Annotated in this window: 14 protein-coding genes; 11 read left to right on the top strand and 3 right to left on the bottom strand. The window is 25.5% G+C overall.

Annotated elements, in window-relative coordinates; all coding sequences use genetic code 11:
• Positions 1 to 52 precede the first annotated feature (52 nt).
• The 3 genes from QOZ93_RS10755 to QOZ93_RS10745 are packed head-to-tail and all read right to left on the bottom strand — an operon-like array spanning position 53 to position 4,102.
• Positions 53 to 1,906 carry an ABC transporter ATP-binding protein gene (locus QOZ93_RS10755; protein ID WP_307356394.1) on the bottom strand — a complete coding sequence of 618 codons (1,854 nt, stop codon included), beginning with the start codon at positions 1,904 to 1,906 and terminating at the stop codon, positions 53 to 55.
• A complete protein-coding gene (locus tag QOZ93_RS10750) occupies positions 1,896 to 3,632 on the bottom strand; it encodes an ABC transporter ATP-binding protein (protein ID WP_307356392.1) in 1,737 nt (578 codons plus the stop codon). The genes QOZ93_RS10755 and QOZ93_RS10750 overlap by 11 nt, the downstream gene beginning before the upstream one ends.
• 41 nt (positions 3,633 to 3,673) lie before the next feature.
• A complete protein-coding gene (locus QOZ93_RS10745; protein ID WP_307356391.1) occupies positions 3,674 to 4,102 on the bottom strand; it encodes a MarR family winged helix-turn-helix transcriptional regulator in 429 nt (142 codons plus the stop codon).
• Positions 4,103 to 4,464: 362 nt separating this feature from the next.
• On the opposite strand from QOZ93_RS10745, the gene QOZ93_RS10740 reads away from it, so the two are divergent.
• The 11 genes from QOZ93_RS10740 (at position 4,465) to QOZ93_RS10690 (ending at position 19,048) form a co-directional block, all read left to right on the top strand.
• Positions 4,465 to 4,623, top strand: a complete 159-nt coding sequence (locus QOZ93_RS10740) for a zinc-ribbon domain-containing protein (protein ID WP_111941222.1) — start codon at positions 4,465 to 4,467, stop codon at positions 4,621 to 4,623.
• Between the two features lie 270 nt (positions 4,624 to 4,893).
• On the top strand, positions 4,894 to 8,139 hold the full coding sequence (locus tag QOZ93_RS10735) for a ligand-binding sensor domain-containing protein (RefSeq protein ID WP_307356388.1): 3,246 nt from the start codon (positions 4,894 to 4,896) through the stop codon (positions 8,137 to 8,139).
• A gap of 118 nt (positions 8,140 to 8,257) precedes the next feature.
• Positions 8,258 to 9,961: a hypothetical protein gene (locus QOZ93_RS10730; RefSeq protein ID WP_307356386.1), complete on the top strand. Its 1,704-nt coding sequence runs from the start codon at positions 8,258 to 8,260 to the stop codon at positions 9,959 to 9,961.
• 15 nt (positions 9,962 to 9,976) lie between these two features.
• Complete coding sequence (locus tag QOZ93_RS10725; RefSeq protein ID WP_307356385.1) at positions 9,977 to 10,756, top strand: SDR family NAD(P)-dependent oxidoreductase; 780 nt, start codon at positions 9,977 to 9,979, stop codon at positions 10,754 to 10,756.
• A 252-nt stretch (positions 10,757 to 11,008) separates the two neighbouring features.
• On the top strand, positions 11,009 to 12,607 hold the full coding sequence (locus tag QOZ93_RS10720) for a DEAD/DEAH box helicase (RefSeq protein WP_307356384.1): 1,599 nt from the start codon (positions 11,009 to 11,011) through the stop codon (positions 12,605 to 12,607).
• 123 nt (positions 12,608 to 12,730) lie between these two features.
• A complete protein-coding gene (locus tag QOZ93_RS10715; RefSeq protein WP_307356383.1) occupies positions 12,731 to 13,528 on the top strand; it encodes a GDSL-type esterase/lipase family protein in 798 nt (265 codons plus the stop codon).
• A 61-nt stretch (positions 13,529 to 13,589) separates the two neighbouring features.
• Entirely contained in the window at positions 13,590 to 14,075 is a 486-nt protein-coding gene (locus tag QOZ93_RS10710) for a DUF4358 domain-containing protein (protein WP_307356381.1), read from the top strand.
• A 41-nt stretch (positions 14,076 to 14,116) separates the two neighbouring features.
• On the top strand, positions 14,117 to 15,523 hold the full coding sequence (locus QOZ93_RS10705) for an MBOAT family O-acyltransferase (RefSeq protein WP_307356380.1): 1,407 nt from the start codon (positions 14,117 to 14,119) through the stop codon (positions 15,521 to 15,523).
• 30 nt (positions 15,524 to 15,553) lie between these two features.
• Positions 15,554 to 16,693, top strand: a complete 1,140-nt coding sequence (locus QOZ93_RS10700) for a DHHW family protein (protein ID WP_307356378.1) — start codon at positions 15,554 to 15,556, stop codon at positions 16,691 to 16,693.
• 71 nt (positions 16,694 to 16,764) lie between these two features.
• The gene (locus tag QOZ93_RS10695; RefSeq protein WP_307356376.1) at positions 16,765 to 17,718 is read left to right on the top strand and encodes a carbohydrate kinase family protein; all 954 of its coding nucleotides are present in this window, start codon (positions 16,765 to 16,767) and stop codon (positions 17,716 to 17,718) included.
• Between the two features lie 463 nt (positions 17,719 to 18,181).
• On the top strand, positions 18,182 to 19,048 hold the full coding sequence (locus QOZ93_RS10690) for a tRNA 2-thiocytidine biosynthesis TtcA family protein (protein ID WP_111941244.1): 867 nt from the start codon (positions 18,182 to 18,184) through the stop codon (positions 19,046 to 19,048).
• The last annotated feature ends 130 nt before the right edge of the window (positions 19,049 to 19,178 follow it).

Genomic DNA, 19,178 nt, shown 5'->3' with positions numbered 1-19,178 from the left:
AGAATCTTTAAGGAGATTCATATGAGCTTTAAAAATTAATTAATATTCTAAATTAGTTTATAGAAGAAGCTGAAAATTGACTATTATATAAGTCGGCATAGAAGCCACCTTTTTTAATAAGTTCTTCGTGGTTTCCTTGTTCTATAACATTTCCTTGGTTCATTACAAGAATTAAATTAGCATCACGAATAGTTGATAATCTATGTGCGATAATAAAGCTTGTTCTACCATTACTTAAATTATTCATGGCACTTTGAATATAATGTTCAGTTCTTGTATCAACACTACTTGTAGCTTCATCTAGTATAAGTATACTTGGATTTGCTAAAATTGCACGAGCAATAGTTAATAATTGTTTTTGTCCTTGAGAAATATTTGAAGCTTCCTCATTTAATACGGTATCATAACCATTAGGAAGAGTTTTTATAAAGTGATGAGCATGTGCGGCTTTAGCTGCATTTATGATTTCTTCATCTGTAACTTCTTCTTTTCCATAGGCTATATTTTCCTTTATACTTCCATTAAATAACCAAGTATCTTGTAAAACCATTCCGAACATATTGCGTAAATCACCACGTTTAAAGTCTTTTATATTTATTCCGTCTATAGTAATTTCACCATTATTTACTTCATAAAACCGCATTAAGAGATTTATAAGAGTGGTTTTACCAGCTCCAGTTGGACCAACTATAGCTATTGATTCACCAGGATTTACATGTATATTCATATCTTCAATAAGAGTAACACCTTCTTTATATCCGAATTGAACATGATTAAATTTAACTTCACCCTTAGGAGTTTCTAAAATTTTACAATCCTTATTATCAGGTTTTTCTTCTATTTCATCTAAAAGTTCAAAAACACGTTCAGCAGATGCAATAGTTGATTGAAGTATATTAGCAATATTGGCAGTTTGATTTATTGGTTGTGTAAATTGTTTTGAGTATTGAATAAAAGATTGAATATCTCCTATACTTAGGGTATTCTTAGCAGCTAATACACCACCTACTACAGAAACAAGTACGTAGCCAATATTGTTTATAAAGTTCATCATAGGCATGATGATACCTGATATAAATTGTGCTTTCCATCCAGCTTGATAGAGTCTTTCATTTATTTCATCAAATTTATTAATAGATTTTTCCTCATATCCAAAAGCTTTAACAACTTTATGACCAGTGTACATTTCTTCAATATGGCCATTTAATTCCCCAAGTTCTTTCTGTTGAGCAGAAAAAAATTTTTGAGAACGTTTAATAATAGGTCTAGTTGTAATAATACAAAGGGGTAAAGTAATTAAGCAAATAAGGGTCATACTAACACTTATTGAAAACATCATAGCAATAACTCCTATAATAGTAACAATAGCAGTAATTAATTGAGTTAAGCTTTGTTGTAATGTACTACTTATATTATCTACATCATTAGTTACTCTACTTAAAATTTCTCCATGAGTATTAGAATCAAAATATTTAAGTGGAAGTCGTGAAAGTTTTTCATTAATTTCCTTACGAATAACTAATACTGTGTTTTGAGCTACACCCGCCATAACATATTGTTGCATATAAGAAAACAATGAGCTTATAATATAAAAACCTATTAAAAGTAATAAGATTTTTCCAAGTGCAGTGAAATCTATTCCAGCGTTAGGTATTCCTTTAAATTTTAAAATCATACCTTTTACTATTTCATCAGTAGCATGTCCCATAATTTTAGGACTAATTATAGCGAATATGGTACTAAGGGCAGCTAAAATAAATATTAATATTAATCTAAATTTATGAGGTCTAAGATATTTTAAAAGTCTCTTTAGAGAACCTTTAAAATTTTTAGCTTTTTCTACAGGCATTCCCATACGAGGACCACCATGCATTTTTTTTGGTCCGCCGATTCTATTATTGCTCATTCTCTAATTCCTCCTTTGATAGCTGTGAAGAAACAATTTCATTGTAAATATCACAAGACTTCAGTAACTCCTTGTGAGTTCCCATTCCAACTATTTTTCCTTCATCTAAAACAATGATTCTATCAGCATCTATAATTGAGCTTACTCTTTGAGCAATTATAATTACAGTGGAGTTTTTAGTTTCATCTTTTAAAGCAGCACGTAATTTAGCGTCTGTTTTAAAGTCAAGAGCTGAAAAACTATCATCAAAAACATATATTTCCGGTTGTCTAACTAAAGCACGGGCAATAGCAAGACGTTGTTTTTGTCCACCAGAAACATTAGTACCACCCTGAGAAATATAAGATTCAAAACCATCCTTCATGTTAGATATAAATTCTGTAGCTTGTGCAATGGAAGCTGCATGTTTTAATTCTTCTTCTGTTGCATCTTCTTTTCCATATCTTAAGTTATCTTTAATGCTTCCACTAAATAATACTGCCTTTTGAGGCACAAAACCAATTTTATTTCTTAATATGTTTTGGTGCATTTTTCTAATGTCAACATTATCTATAAGTAATTCACCTTCAGTTATATCATAAAATCTAGGAATAAGACTTGCTAAGGTAGATTTACCAGAACCAGTTCCACCTATAATAGCGGTTATTTCTCCAGGTTTAGATATAAAACTTATATTTGATAGGGCAGGGGATTCTGCACCAGGATATGAAAATGAAACATTTTTAAACTCCACATATCCTTTTATATTTTCACAAGTTTTAGGAGCATCTATATTTTTTATAGAAAATTGAAGATCTAAAACTTCATTTATTCTTTCAGAAGATGCAGATGCTCTTGGAAGAAGTATAAACATCATAGAAAACATTAAGAATGAAGATAAAATTTGCATTATATATTGGATAAATGCCATTAAATCTCCGATATTCATTGAAAGATTATCAATCTGAATTCCACCAAACCAAAGTATAGCAATCGCCGAAAGATTTAATATAAGCATCATTATAGGCATTAAAAGAGCCATAAGTTTATTAACTTTAATTGCTGTATTTGTAAGATCTGAGTTTGATTCATCAAATCTAGTTTTTTCAGTATTTATTCTATTAAAAGCACGTATAACTCTTATACCAGTAAGATTTTCACGAACTATTAAATTTAATTTATCAAGTTTAACCTGCATAGATTTAAATAGTGGAATACTCTTTTTACCTATTAATCCTAAAATAGACATTAAAAGTGGGATAATAACTATTAGAATTAATGATAATTTAGCATTTTTGGATACTGCCATTATAATACCACCAATACACATTATAGGAGCAGTAACCATCATACGTAAAAATATTGTTAACACTTGTTGAAGTTGATTAATATCATTGGTTGTTCTAGTTATAAGAGATGCGGTTCCAATTTTATCTACTTCACCTAAAGAAAAATTTTCGACTTTAGAAAACATGTCTTTTCTAAGATCTCTACCAAATTTAGTAGCTATTTTAGAAGAAATGAAACCAGCTATTATGGTGCATATAGCACTAAAAAAAGCAACTCCTAGCATAATGGCTCCAATTTTTAAAATATAGTTAGTATCACCTTTAACTACACCACTATCAACAATTTTTGACATTAAGTTAGGTAAATATAAATCACTTAATGATTGAAAAAATAGTAGTAGTAGAACACCAATTAAAGGTGTACTATAGGGTTTTAAAAACTTAAGTAATTTTTTCATTAATTACATCTCCTCTTTTGATAAAAAGTAATTAAAAGTTTTTAAGTATCTAGATTATCCTTAATTTTATGCAACAGATTGCAGAAGGATATTTTTTCTTCTTCTGTAAATCCCTTAAGACAATCTTTTTCTAAATCTTCCATAATGATTTTTACTTCATTACAAATTCTTTTACCCTTTTCGGTAATATGTACTCGTGTAGTTCTTTGATCTTTTTTATCGGGTTTACGATATATAAGATTATTCTTTTCCATTCTATTAAGAGTAACAGTCATAGTAGCTGGTTTAACTTTGATTTTATCTGCGAGTTCCTTTTGACTTTGACCATCTTTATGAATTAAACAAAACAATATAGGTGGTTGCCCTGGATGCACACCGGCTTTTTCTAGAGAGGAATGCATATGTACAAAGTGAAGCCTTACTACTTGGAAAAAAATATGATACATTGAATCTTTTGAGTAAACATCCATTAAAAATTTCCTCCATTTTTAAATAGTTAGCCATCTAATAGTTAGACACCTAATTATTAGATAATATTATATTTTTTTTTAATAGTCAAGATTAACTATGTATTTTAAAGTTTAAAAATTAAATTTAAAAGGCTGTAAAGAAGTAAATATATAGAAAAATTTAATTATTAATTAGTATATATATTAGATAACATAAAGTATTTATTGCTTAACAGTTGAGAGTATGATATAATCAAAGAAACTGTTAAATAAGTTTACAGTAAAAATATACAAGATTTAATAATCTGATTTGAACATTACCTTTGTAGGCATATAAGTAAATCAATTTTAAATCTTATATAATAAAAAGGAGAAATGTTTAAATGGCAGATAAGACTTTAGTATGTAAAGATTGTGGAAAAGAATTCGTATTCACTGAAGGTGAACAAGCATTTTACAAAGAAAAAGGATTCGAAAATGAACCTCAAAGATGTGTAGATTGTAGAAGAGCTAGAAAACAACAAAGAAATAACAATAGATAGTAAACTGTTATAGTTGTAAATAGGATGTCTTAAAATGATTTTAAAAATTATTTTGAGACATCTTTTTTTATAAAAATTAGTTGATTAAAAATGGATAATAATAAAAAAAATACTATATTTATTTTTAAAAATAATTTTATATTAAAAAATAATTAAAAAATGCAAAAAAGCACAAAAAAAGATATTATAAAAAAGATACTATATTGTAAAAAAATAATACATATGTAAAAATAACAGTAGAATATAAAGAAAGATAGGAGAAAAATAAAAATGATTATGCGGCTAAAAAAATTTCATTTTTTATATATGACCACAATACTGTTGTTTTTGTTTTTAGCCTTTAGCCAAATAGTATACGCAAAAAACTATAAAGAACTTACTTGTAAAAATTTAACCATAGAAAATGGATTAAAAGAGTCTACAGTAGAAAGTATAATTCAAGATCATAACGGATATATTTGGATTGCTACAGGTGCAGGATTACAAAGATATGACGGAGAAAATTTCAAAATATATAAAAGTAATTCTGAAGTTGAAAGTGCAAAGAGTTTATCATCAAATTATATAACCATAATTTTAGAAGATAGAGATAATGAATTATGGATAGGAACTAGTAATGGGCTTAATAAATTAGATAATAAGAGACAGAACTTAACTAAATACTTTCCAAATCATAAAAATTCAATTTCTAATTATAATGTTTGGGATATAATACAAGATAGAAATAATAATATATGGATAGCTACAGAAAATGGTCTAAATTATTATAATAAAAAAAATAAGACATTTAAGCATTTTTTTCATAATGAGAATGATAAAAATAGTATAAGTGATAACTTTATATCTACCTTATTTGAAGATAAGGAAGGAATTATTTGGATAGGAACAAGGAATGGTTTAAATAGTTTTAATCCCCATACACAAGAATTTACTAGATATTCAAATAAGTTAAGTGATGAATATATCACTAAAATACATGGAGATAGTTACAATAATATATGGATAGGCACTAGATTAGGTGGTATAAATAAATACAATAAAAAAGAAAATAAATTTAAAGTTTATAAAATTTCAAAAGATAAAAAAGCGTTGCCGTCAAATTATATTACTACTATGTATGAAGATATACAAAAAAATTTTTGGATCGGAACAGAAAATGGATTATGTAAATATAATAAAAAAGATGATAATTTCATTGTATATAAGAAGAAATATGGAGATATGCACAGTTTAGTTAACAATCATATTTTAAGTATAGGTGAAGATAGATCAGGAATGATTTGGGTTGGAACTAATGGTGGTATAAGTTTTTTTAATCCTAACTTAGAATTTAATCATTATAAAAAAGAAAGTAATAAAATTAATACACTAAGTGATGATATGATTAGTGGAATTTATTTAGATAAAAATAACTTATTATGGATAGGAACTAATAATGGGGGACTTAATTGTATTAATAGAAATACTGGAAAAATAGAATGTTTTACAAATAACCCTAGTAATGAACATAGTATAAGTTCTGATTCAGTTACATCAGTAATAGGGGATAAGGATGATAACATATGGGTAGGAACAAATTATGGTTTAAATAAATATGATAAAAAAGCTAAGAAATTCATTAGATATTTACATAATGAGTCTGTAAATAGTCTAATAAACAATGAGGTTAGATGTTTATTAGAGGATGATACGGGAGAAATTTGGATCGGAACTAAAAGAGGAGTAGATTCATTTAATAAAAAAACTAATAAATTTACTCACTATAATTTTTTATTAGATAAACATAAAATTAATGATTATTATATTTTTACAATACATCAAGATAAACAAGATAAAGATATACTTTGGTTAGGATGTTCTATAAATGGAGGAATAATTAAATTTAATAAAAAAACTAAAGGGTTAGAACAATATAAGGAATACAGCAAAAATGATAAAATCTTTAGTCTTAAAAATATAAAATGTATATCGGAAGATGAAAATAATAATTTATGGATTTGTACAAGCAATGGACTAAACAAGTTTAATAAAAATAATCAAAAGTTTACTACATATAAAGAACGTAATGGAATCTGTAATAATTATGTTTATGGAGTTTTATTTGATAAAGAAAATAATCCTTGGATTAGTACTAATGGAGGAATTGCTAAGTTAGATATAAAATCAGATACCTTTATTAATTTTGATATTAGCGATGGATTGCAAAGTAATGAATTTAATGATGGGTCGTATTTTAAAAGTAGTAGTGGAGAGATGTTTTTTGGTGGTATAAATGGAATTACTAGTTTTTATCCGGAGAACATAAGTAAAGATAATTTTAGAACTAAGGTTGTAATTGAAAATTTAAATGTACAAAATAAGTACATTATTCCTAATAATAATATAAAACTTAAGTACAATGAAAATAATATTTCTATGGAGTTTTTCTATCCAGACTATAAAAATATATCTAAAATTCAATATGAATATATGCTAGAAGGAATAGATAAAGAATGGATTTTTGGAAGTCACAGAGGATATTGTAATTATTTAAATTTGCCTTCTGGGAAATATGTTTTTAAGGTTAGAGCAAGAAATGGAAATGGAATATGGAGTGAGGAGGAAAAAATAAATATAGTGGTTGCAACTCCACCATGGGAAACTTTAACGGCTTATAGTATATATATAGTAATGTTTATAACTGTACTTTATATAATATGGAGATACATAGATATTTTAGAACGTAAAGTTCAACAAAGAACTACGGAGTTAAACAATAAACTAATAGAAAACGATATCCTATATGAAAAAAATTTAGAAATAGAAAAATTTAAAAACACCTATTTTGTAAATTTATCTCATGAACTTAGGACACCATTAAATGTAATTTTGTCTGCAGTACAATTTTTAAATAAATGCGCTGAAGAAAATATAATTATAGATAAAGAAAAATTTCAGGATTATATGAGTATAATTAGAAAAAATTCAAAGAATCTTTTAGGAATAATAAATGATCTTATTGATTCATCTAAAATGGAAAGTGGAACTTATGTAATAAATTTCATGGAAACAGATATAATATATTTAGTTGAAGAAACAGCGCTTTCTATGAAAAGTTATGTTGAAAGCAAGAATATTGAACTTATTATAGATCCAGAAGTGGAAGAAAAAATAATAAAATGTGATCCTGTAGAAATTGAGAGATGTATAATAAATTTAATTAATAATGCAATTAAATTTACACCTAGCGGCGGATCTATATGGGTAAGTATTTATGATAAACATGATAAAGTTGAGATTTCTGTAAAGGATACAGGTATAGGAATTTCTAAAGAAGATCAAAAAGTTATATTCGAAAGATTTTTCCAAATAAATAATAATATAAAAGATAAAAAAGTAGGAAGTGGAATAGGACTTGCTTTAGTAAAATATGTAGTTGAATTGCATAATGGAACTATTAGAGTAAAGAGCGAAGAATTAAACAAGGGTTCTGAGTTTATAATTACTTTGCCTACTAATCAGCATGATGAATTCTAAGATAGTTTATCTAGGTATATTTATAAATATACAAACATATAAATTTTATTATTAAATAAAAATGGTGTATCTAAATGATACGCTTTTTTTATTATCTAGTTTGGAGAGTAGATGAATTATGAATAATAAAAATGATATGTTAGAAATAAATAATTATATAAATGAATTAATGGAAAAAAATCAGAAAAATTTAATGTTTCTAGAAAATGATGATATTAATAAAATCTATGAATTTGCCTTATATAAAGGATTAAAGGCAGAAACGGTAAAAAAACTAATTGACCATAATAGAGAAAAATTCTTTATTATAAACTCAGAACAAGAATATAATAAATTAGGAGATAGACCTTTTGGACAATGTTTTCATCACATTACTGATAAAGATTATAGTGAAAATAAGTTTATAGATAAATTTAAAAGAATTCATAAGATAGAAAAAGATAAATTCTTGTTTTCTTTAAATCAAGAAAATGTAGAAAGTAGCAAAATAAATGAAAGTATGATTATTAGTAGTAAAAATATATATGATAGTAAAATTATTGAGGTAATTCCTTTAAATAATATAAAGAAATTAAATTTTTCCTATGCACCATTAATATATAAGAATGAATTACATGCTATTAAATGTATAAAAATAAGTTGTAATAAAAATAGTGAAGAATTAGAATTAAGTACTTATTATATAGAAAATATAATTAAATTTGGAGAGTTTCTAAGAAGATTAATTTTTATTTATAATCATGAACTTATAGTAGAAAATAGATGGGAGCTATTACAAGATGAAGATTTAGAAGGAAATATACATAAAGAAGAATTCGAAAAAGATGTAAGTAAATATGAGGGAAGTTATGAAGAGATATTAAAAAATAATGAAGTTTATTTTAGATTGAAAATTTTTAGTAATTTAACTATAGAAAATAAAATAAATGAAGCATATAAGACAGTATGCTTTATTACTAAGAAAAAGGTTATCATTCATTTAAACAATAAGGAAAAAGTATCATTAATTTTAAAGAAAAGTATTTTAGATAAAGTTAATGTAGAAAAAACAGAATGTTTAATTTACTGGATCAATACTGGAGATTATGGAGAAGGTATTTTAATAACGGATAAAAAGGTATACTATATATGTAAAGAAAATTACTGGAGTTTGAGTATAAAGGAAATACAGTTAATTTTATTAGTGGAAAATAATATTTGCTTTGATAATCTATGTGCTTTTATAAATATGGAATACAAACAGGATATAAGAGAAATTTTTTATTTTATAGAATATATAATTTTTACGTTAAAGTTTAAGGAAACATTGGAAAAAAATAATTTAACTACATATACAAAAATAGATAAACTTAATAAAGAAGAGTATTATGATTTTATAAAAAAAATATTGTGTAGGTTAGATAAAAGATTTCGAAGATATATAAAAATGGCATTTGAAAATGGCAATCGAAAATATATTGGATGGTATTTGAGGCTGGAAAGTAAAAGTGATTATGGAGAAATACCATTGATAATAATAAATAATTCTTGGAATAGGAAAAATGGATTTTTAATAACAAATAAAAATATTTATTTTAAAGATATTTTAAAAGAATCATGGAAAATATGTCTTTTAGATATAAGAAAAGTGCACTATGATCTTAGAGGATATATATATATTAATGAAAAACAGGTAAGTATAAGGGGAAGAGAAAAAAAATATATAAAGATAATAAGCAGTTTTATATATTTTTTTTCAAGTATTTTAATTGGAATTGAGCTTAATAATATGGATAAAGAACTTATAGAGGTTTTAAAAAATTTGGATATAGAATTTGATTAAACAATGGAGGAATATGTGAAAGAAGGATATGTGTTAATAACAGGGGCTACCTCTGGAATAGGATATGAACTTTGTAAAGTATTTGCACAAAATGGACATAATTTAATTATACATGGGAAGGACTTAAAAAAACTTGAAAAAGTAAAGTGTTTATTAAAAATAAATTCTAATAATAAAATTAAAATAGAAAGTATAAGTGCAAATTTATTAAATTTACAAGAGATAGATTTTATGGTTGAGCTTATAAAGAGTAAAAAATGGGTCATTAAATATTTAGTTAATAATGCAGGTATAGGATCATTCGGTTCTACGAAAGATATAGATATAAATAAGGATATGAACATAATAGATATAAATATACGAGCACTAACATATTTAACAAAGATCTTTTTAGATGAAATTATTAAAGAACAAGGAGGAATACTTAATGTATCATCCACAGCTGCATTTTCACCAGGTCCTTATATGAATGTATATTATTCATCTAAAACTTATGTTAGGTACTTTACTGAGGCATTAAGGGAAGAATTACAAGGCACAGGAGTAAAGGTTAGTGTGTTATATCCAGGAGCTACTAAAACTAATTTTCAAAACAAAGCACAGATTAAAAAGGCAAAGTTTACAAATTCAAATTTAATGAAAAGTGATAAAGTTGCAAAGATAGGATACAAAGGTTTTATGAGAAATAAGGTAGTTATAATTCCAGGAATTAAAAATAAAATTTTAGTGTTTTTTTCTAAAATTTTGCCTAATAAAATTTTATGTAGAATTATAAAAAAAGCTAATAATGGTTAAAGTAAATAATGGAATTGAATTATTTTTATTGAAATATTTCTATAGTATGATATAATAAACTTTTGTATGGTAGTTTATGAGCGTTATGATTAAAATTAGAAAAGCCTTTAATTTTGATGATGCGAAAATTGTTAAAGTCGAGCTTAAAAATCCTTTTAGAGTGCTATTTTGGGTTTGGGGTTTTTAGTTTCGGCTTTTTTAGTTAAAAACAAATTAACCCTATAGTTCAATAAATAGAAGGAGAACAAAAGAATGACAAATGTTAGATTTGAAAATCTGAATATATCAGAAGAAATGAAAAAAGCTATAAAGGATATGGGATTTGAAGAAGCAACTCCTATACAAAGTCAAGCTATTCCTTTAGTATTAGAAGGAGAAGATATTGTTGGATTAGCACAAACAGGAACTGGTAAAACAGCTGCTTTTGGAGTAGCTACTTTAGATAAAATTGATAAAGCTATAAAAGGTGTTCAGTTAATGGTTCTTTGTCCAACAAGAGAATTAGCTCTTCAAGTATCAGAGGAGTTTGAAAAACTTTGTAAATATAAAAAGGAAGTTAAGATAATTTCAGTATATGGTGGAGACCCTATAAGCAGACAAATAAGAGCATTAAAACAAGGTGCTAATGTAGTTATAGGAACACCAGGTAGAGTAATGGATCACATGAGAAGAGGTTCTTTAAAATTAGACAAATTAAATACTTTAATCCTTGATGAAGCAGATGAAATGTTAAACATGGGATTTAGAGAAGATATAGAAACTATTATAGGTAGCATAGAACATGATATACAGAAATTACTATTTTCTGCAACAATGAAAAAAAACATTATGGAAATAGTTGATACATATTTAAAGAATCCTAAAAAGGTACAAATTAAGAGTAAAGAAGTTACAACTCCAAATATAACTCAAAAATATATATGTATAAAAGAGTCAGATAAAGAAGAAGCATTATGCAGAATCATAGATTTTAAAAATCCTAAAGTAACATTAATTTTCTGTAATACTAAGAGAAAAGTAGATGAACTTTTTGATTCTCTTCAACAAAAAGGATATTTATGTGAAAAAATTCACGGCGATATGAAACAAAATGTTAGAAATACAGTTATAACTAAGGTTAAAAAAGGTGACATAAAAGTTCTTATAGCAACAGATGTAGCTGCAAGAGGACTTGATATAGATGATGTGGATATGGTATTTAATTATGATGTACCAACACATGAGGAATATTATGTACATAGAATAGGAAGAACTGGTAGAGCAGGAAGAGAAGGTACATCTATAACTTTAGTTTCTAGAAGAGAAATGAGAATTTTAAAAGATATTATGAGATATACAAAGAAGCAAATGGAAGAAGAACAAATTCCAAGTGCTAAAGATATAGAGAATTTAAAATTACAGGAATATATGAATAAAATAAAAGAAAAATGTAATTCAAAAGTTACTAAAAAATATTCAACAATTATAGATGAATTAATTGAAGAAGGATATTCTATAATTGATTTATTAGCTGCTATGATTGATTTAGAAGTTAATATAGGTGATATAAAAGAAATAGTTGCAGAAAAAGAAGAAAAATCTTCAAATAGAAAAAAATCTACTAATAAAGGAATGAAAAGATTCTTTATTAATATAGGTAGAAATAAAAAGGTTAAACCTGAAGATATATTAAAAGCATTAGTAACAGGTACAGATATTAAAGGAAAAGATATAGGTACTATTGATATGTATGATAAATTTAGCTTTGTAGAAGTAAATGATAAGTTTGCTAATGATGTATTAAATAAAGCTTCTAAAAATAAAATTAGAGGTATGAGAATAAATATAGAAGTTGCAGGCAAAAAAAAATAATATAAAATTTTAATAATGGTATAAAATAGTTAAAAATGAAACCCTTTTTTAACTATTTTTTTTTTGTAATAGTATATAATAAAAGTGGCTTTTGAATTATATGTCTATTTTGGAGGGAAAAAATTGTATTATGGAATTAGTAAAAGACGTAGACGACTAAATAAAAAGAGAATAGTATTAGCTGTAGTTAGTATTTTATTTATTATATTTACTATTATAAAGTTAACTAATTTTATTGTTAAATATATGAGAAAATCCAAACAGCAATTCATTAGTGAAAAGTCCTTGATTATTGCTAGTTCGCCTAAAATTAAATTTAACGGAAAGACCACTGGTATTAAAGATAAAAATAACTTATATAAACTTAACATGATAACAGTAAAAAGTAAAATATCAGATAAAGATTTTTTTAACCAAGATGTATTTTTAGGAGATTCTATAACTGAAAGTATGTCTTATTATAATGTTTTAAAACCTAAGAATGTGTTAGGAATTAGAGGGATGACAGTAATAAAAGCCAAAGAAAAAGTTGGAACATTAAAAAAACTTAATCCTCGTAATATATATATATTATTTGGAGCTAATGATTTAGAAGGGGGAATAAGTTCAGACCAATTTTTGAAAGATTATAGTGAACTTGTTAAATTAATAAAAAATCAAATTCCAAATGTTAAAATATACGCTCAATCTGTGTTATATGTGAGAGCTGATAAAGCTAAACAAAATAAATATCTGACTAAACAAAGAATAGATAATATAAATGATTCTTTAAAGAAAATGATACAAAATCAAGGTGGAAAATATATAAATATAAATCCAATAGTAGAAAATTCAAAAAAAGACTATTACGAACCAGATGGAATACATGTTATTTATGATTTTTATCCTGTATGGGCAAAATTAGTTAGAGCTAAAATTTAGTAAAAAAATAGTATGATATATAACAAAAATATACAATTTAAAGTTTAAGGAGGAGCTTTATATGAATAATAAAGTTATAAGAAAAGTAGTAGCATTATTAGCAATTGTTTGTATAGGACTTTTAGGAGGATGTTCATCAAAAGGGAATGAAGAAGTAAAAGAGGTTTCTATGAATACAATAGTAGAAAAGGTAAAAGGTGCAATAGATAGTAAAATGTTTATGGAAGAAAAAGAAGAAGGATTAGAGAGATTCTATGACATCAAAAAAGATGATATAGAAGAATTTGCATTATTTTTACCTTCTAAAAATATTCAAGCAAATGAAATAGCTATTTTAAAATTAAAATCTTCTGAAGATGTAGAAAAAATAAAAGAAAAAATTAATAAAAGAATCGAAGATCAATCTAATGCATTTAAGCAATATATTCCAGAACAATATGATATTATAAAAAACAATGAGATTGTACAAAAAGGGAAATATATTTTATTTGTAGCAGATAAAAATAAGGATAAGGTTAAAAGTGCTTTTGAAGAAAGTTTTAAATAATAATTGCATTTTAAAATTATAATTAATTAGGGAGTAAGAAAATGATTTTTAGTAGTCTTTTATTTATATTTATATTTTTGCCAAGTACATTAATTATTTATTATTTATCCCCTAAAAAATTTAAAAATTTGGTTCTTCTTATATCTAGTTTAATTTTTTATGGATGGGGAGAGCCCCTATATATTCTTATAATGCTTTTTTCTACAGTATTTGATTATATAAATGGTTTAATGATTGATAAATATAGAAAAAATAAGCACGTTTCTCGTGCTGTTTTTTTGTTATCAATTATAGTTAACTTGGGAATATTAGGTTTTTTTAAGTATTATGGATTTTTAATAAATAATATAAATGATTTATTTAATTTAAGTATTAAAATTAAGCAATTGCCTCTTCCAGTTGGAATTTCTTTTTATACGTTTCAGACAATGTCCTATGTAATTGATGTATACTTAGAAAAAGTAGAAGTGCAGAAAAGTATTATTTCTTTTGGAACATATGTTACAATGTTTCCACAGTTAGTGGCAGGTCCAATTGTTAAGTATGGAGATATAGATAAGCAGATTAATAATAGAAAAGAAAGTTTCTTATTATTAACTCAAGGTATAGAAAGATTTATTATTGGTCTTTCTAAAAAAGTTCTTTTAGCTAATGGTATTGGGGTATTATGGAATATTATAAAAGTGACGCCACTTAAAGAATTATCTGTATTGTCCTCATGGATAGGAATAATGGCATTTACATTTCAGATATACTTTGATTTTAGTGGGTATTCAGATATGGCTATCGGGCTTGGAAAAATGTTTGGTTTTGATATTATGGAAAATTTCAACTATCCTTATATTTCTGCAAGTGTAACGGAATTTTGGCGTAGATGGCATATATCATTAGGATTATGGTTTAAAGAATATGTATACATACCACTAGGAGGAAATAGGAAGGGAAAATTAAAGCAATTTCGAAACCTTTTTGTAGTATGGTTCTTAACAGGATTTTGGCATGGAGCAAATTGGAATTTTATAACTTGGGGTTTGTATTTTGGTATATTTATATGCCTAGAAAAAGAATTTTTATTAAAATTTTTGAACAATAAACCTAAATTCATAGGACATATATATACGTTAATAGTAGTTATGATAGGTTGGGTACTATTTGAGTTAGAAAACACTGGACAAGCATTAAGTTATATAAAGACTATGTTTGGATTAGGAAAAGTACCTTTTATAAATAGTAGTTTAAAATATTATTTAAGTACAAATTGGATTTTAATAATATTTCTTATAATATGCTCTACCCCTATACCTAAAAAGTTATTTAAAAAATTAAGAGCAAGAAACAGTATATGTATAAGTATAATTTTATCAGTTTTTATGTTGATATTATTAATGTTATGTGTAGCTTACTTGGTAAATGAAACATATAATCCTTTTTTATATTTTAGATTTTAATTATAAGTATAGAGGAAGAGAGGGGTTCCATTGAAAAAACAAGATAAGATTTATTATGGTGTTTTAGGTGTAATTTTTATAGTTTTTATAATAAGTATTGGAATCTTTGAATTTACAAAACAGGATAAAACATTTTCAGACTTAGAAAATAGAATGTTAGCTCAAAAACCTAAGTTTTCTTTTAATAATTTAATTAATGAAGATTTAACAAAGGATTATGAAAAATATATTTCAGATCAATTTCCATTTAGGAACTTTTGGGTTAAGATAAAGGCTAAAAACGAGGTTCTTTTAGGTAAAAAAGATAATAATGGTGTTTTTATCGGTAAAGATGAATATCTAATTGAAAATTTTAAAGGTGAAGAAGAAAAAAGTATTTGTAATAAAGTTGAGTATATAAAAGATTTCTGTAAAAAAAATCCTAATGTAAAAAAATATTTTATGCTAGTACCTAATTCAACTAAGATATTACAAGAAAAGTTACCTCAAAATGCACCTGTAAAAGATCAGTATGAATATTTAAATAAATTTGAAGAAGCACTTAAATATGATATTACTTTTGTTCCATTAAAAAGAATTTTTGAAGAGAAAAAAAATGAATATATTTTTTATAAAACTGATCATCATTGGACGACTAAAGGTGCCTATTATGCTTATGTTGAATTTGCAAAACAGGTGGGAATTAGGCCACTAGAGAATCATGAATTTAACTTAATGAGAAAAGTAAATGGATTTTATGGAACTCTATATTCAAAGGTTTTATTAAATAGCATAAAATCCGATACTATAGAATTATTTGAGACAAAAGAAATTCAAAAATATACAGTAAAAATAGATAATGAACCAGAAAAACAATCAATTTATAATCTAGATAGTCTTAAGAAAAGGGATAAATATTCAGTCTTTTTTGGGGGCAATCATGGTACTGTAAAAATTAGAAATGAAAAATCTCAAATAAATAAAAATATTTTAATTATTAAAGATTCGTATGCTAATAGTTTTGTACCATATTTAATTCCTCATTATAATGAGGTTACAATGATCGATTTGAGGCACTATAGAGGAAATCTAAGTGATTATATTAAAGAAAATAATATAGATGAAATTCTACTTTTATATAATATAAATAGTTTTTCTAATGATAATTCAATAAAAAATATAAAATGGTAGAAATAAGCCTTACCCAAAGTCAAAAAAATATGATAAAATGTTGAAGGTAGAACTTTGGGAGGCAAGAAAGAATGATTAATAAACAAGAACCATATGTGGTAGTTTTAGGAGCTTCAATAGTTGATATTTTTGGCTTTTGTACTAAAAAATATATGCAGTGCAATTCTACACCAGGATGTGTAAAGACATCTCTTGGAGGAGTATGTAGAAATATTGCAGAAAATATGGCTAGAATAGGTGTGAAAAATAAGTTTATATCCGTTTTAGGTGATGATAACAATGGTAGGGAACTATTAAGACATTCAAGAGAAGTTGGATATGATATGGAAGATTCTTTAATTGTAAAAGGATATAGTACACCTACATATATGGCCATATTAGATGAGCAAGGGGAAATGGTATCTGCGGTAGTTGATATGAAATCTATAGATAAATTAAACAAAAAATTTATAGATTCAAAAGCACATATTATAGAATCAGCAGAATATACTTTTTTAGATTCTGATAACCCTGAAATTTTACAATACATATTAGAAAAGTTTAAAGGAAAAACAAAATTTGTATTAGATCCTGTTTCAGCATGTAAGGCCAAGGGTGTAAGACACCTTGTTAAGTATTTTCATACAATAAAACCAAATAGATATGAAGCAGAAATGCTTTCAGGTATTAAAATTAATAATGAAGAAGACTTAAACAAAACAGTAAAGTATTTTCATGATTTAGGAGTAGAAAATGTATTTATTAGCTTAGATGCAGATGGAATTTTCTTTTCAAATGGGAAGGAAAAAGGTAAGTTTAGAGCTAATGATGTAGTAGTTAAAAATGTTACAGGAGCTGGAGATGCATTTGTAGCAGGTATTGCTTATGGGTATATGAATAATTTATCAATAGATGATACAGTAACATATGCTATTACTTTAGCAAGTATTGCTATATCTCATGAAGATACTATACATCCAGAAGTTAATCATGAGTTTGTTATGGAATATATGAACAAACTACAATGGGAAAAAATTAAATATTAAAAAATTAATATGAAAAACAAGGGATTAAAAGTATAGTTTAATACCCTTGTTTTTGTTTAATATCTTTTTAAGTTTTGATTTTTTAGATAAGGTAAATATGGCAAAGAATAAAATTGTTAGGGGAATTAAGAAAATAATAATGAAATCTAAAATGAATTTATATAGTGGGGTTATATTAAGTCTATAAATTTTAATATTTTTAGGTGCAATTACTATATTATCTTTTCCTACATGTATCCTATTTATTGAATTTATAAAGAACTCTTTATTAGCATTTTTAATTAATGAACTAATATTAGGCAGTATAAAATGTCAATTACTAATAGATACTATTTTAGTGTTATTTTGTTTAATGTTAGCATTATTTTTGGTTATAGCTAAGGCTAAAATTGTAGAAAATTTTTTTATAAAGACAAAAATTTATAAAAATGTTATAATGTTTGAGGAAAAGAGAGGTGTTAACATGAGTGATATAGCAGGTAACGGTTGTGATATATTAGTTCCATTTAATGAAAGAAAACCATTAAAAGAAGTGGAACGAAGTATTATTAAAACATATAGAAAACATATTTGGTCAAAATTTATAAAAGCTATTAAAGATTATAAACTAATCGAAGATGGAGATAAAATCTTAGTAGCTATTTCTGGTGGAAAAGATAGCATGTTAATGGCTAAATTATTTCAAGAATTACAACGTCATGGACAAATGAAGTTTGAAGTACGTTTTGTATGTATGGACCCAGGATATCATCCTGATATTAAAAAGTTAATGTTAGATAACTGTGAGTATTTACAAATTCCTATTGAAATATATGAATCAGGAATTTTTGATATAGTTGATGAAATGGCTAAAGATTACCCATGTTATATGTGTGCTAGAATGAGACGTGGTGCATTATATTCAAAGGCAAAAGAATTGGGATGTAATAAAGTATCTTTAGGACATCATTTTAATGATGTAATAGAAACAACTCTTTTAAATGTACTCTATTCAGGAAATTTTAAAACTATGCTTCCAAAATTAAATTCTACCAATTTTGAGGGAATTCAATTAATACGTCCTATGTATTATATAGAAGAAGAGTATATAAAAAAATTTACTCAAAGAAGTGGTATATGGCCATTAAACTGTGCTTGTATGGTAGCGGCTAAAAAGATTGGAAATAAACGTTATGAAATAAAAGATTTAATATCTGAACTTAAAAAGAATTTTAATGATGTAGATAAATCAATTTTTAGAGCTGCACAAAATGTTAGTATGGATTCCATATTAGGATGGCAAAAAGATGGAATAGATCATTCTTTCCTTGAGAATTTTGATGAAGAATAAAATATAAAATAAAAGCTACTTATAAAACATGGATTTTAAAATGTACCCTTTGTCAAGGACGTTTTAAAAAAGACTATATGATAAGATGATTTCTGTATTGAACAGGAGTCATCTTATTTAAGTTCCATTG

The organism is Hathewaya limosa, from assembly GCF_030815255.1.
Classification (GTDB): Bacteria; Bacillota; Clostridia; order Clostridiales; family Clostridiaceae; genus Hathewaya; species Hathewaya limosa.
Note: the sequence above shows the minus strand (reverse complement) of the source record. Positions and strands in the feature narration are given on the sequence as shown.

Excerpts from the sequence above, each read along its gene's own strand:
- QOZ93_RS10710 (WP_307356381.1), top strand. The coding sequence starts at position 13,590 with ATGAATAATAAAGTTATAAGAAAAGTAGTAGCATTATTAGCAATTGTT.
- QOZ93_RS10695 (WP_307356376.1), top strand. The coding sequence starts at position 16,765 with ATGATTAATAAACAAGAACCATATGTGGTAGTTTTAGGAGCTTCAATA.
- QOZ93_RS10745 (WP_307356391.1), bottom strand. The coding sequence starts at position 4,102 with ATGGATGTTTACTCAAAAGATTCAATGTATCATATTTTTTTCCAAGTA.
- QOZ93_RS10755 (WP_307356394.1), bottom strand. The coding sequence starts at position 1,906 with ATGAGCAATAATAGAATCGGCGGACCAAAAAAAATGCATGGTGGTCCT.
- QOZ93_RS10740 (WP_111941222.1), top strand. The coding sequence starts at position 4,465 with ATGGCAGATAAGACTTTAGTATGTAAAGATTGTGGAAAAGAATTCGTA.
- QOZ93_RS10690 (WP_111941244.1), top strand. The coding sequence starts at position 18,182 with ATGAGTGATATAGCAGGTAACGGTTGTGATATATTAGTTCCATTTAAT.
- QOZ93_RS10720 (WP_307356384.1), top strand. The coding sequence starts at position 11,009 with ATGACAAATGTTAGATTTGAAAATCTGAATATATCAGAAGAAATGAAA.
- QOZ93_RS10705 (WP_307356380.1), top strand. The coding sequence starts at position 14,117 with ATGATTTTTAGTAGTCTTTTATTTATATTTATATTTTTGCCAAGTACA.
- QOZ93_RS10735 (WP_307356388.1), top strand. The coding sequence starts at position 4,894 with ATGATTATGCGGCTAAAAAAATTTCATTTTTTATATATGACCACAATA.
- QOZ93_RS10730 (WP_307356386.1), top strand. The coding sequence starts at position 8,258 with ATGAATAATAAAAATGATATGTTAGAAATAAATAATTATATAAATGAA.
- QOZ93_RS10750 (WP_307356392.1), bottom strand. The coding sequence starts at position 3,632 with ATGAAAAAATTACTTAAGTTTTTAAAACCCTATAGTACACCTTTAATT.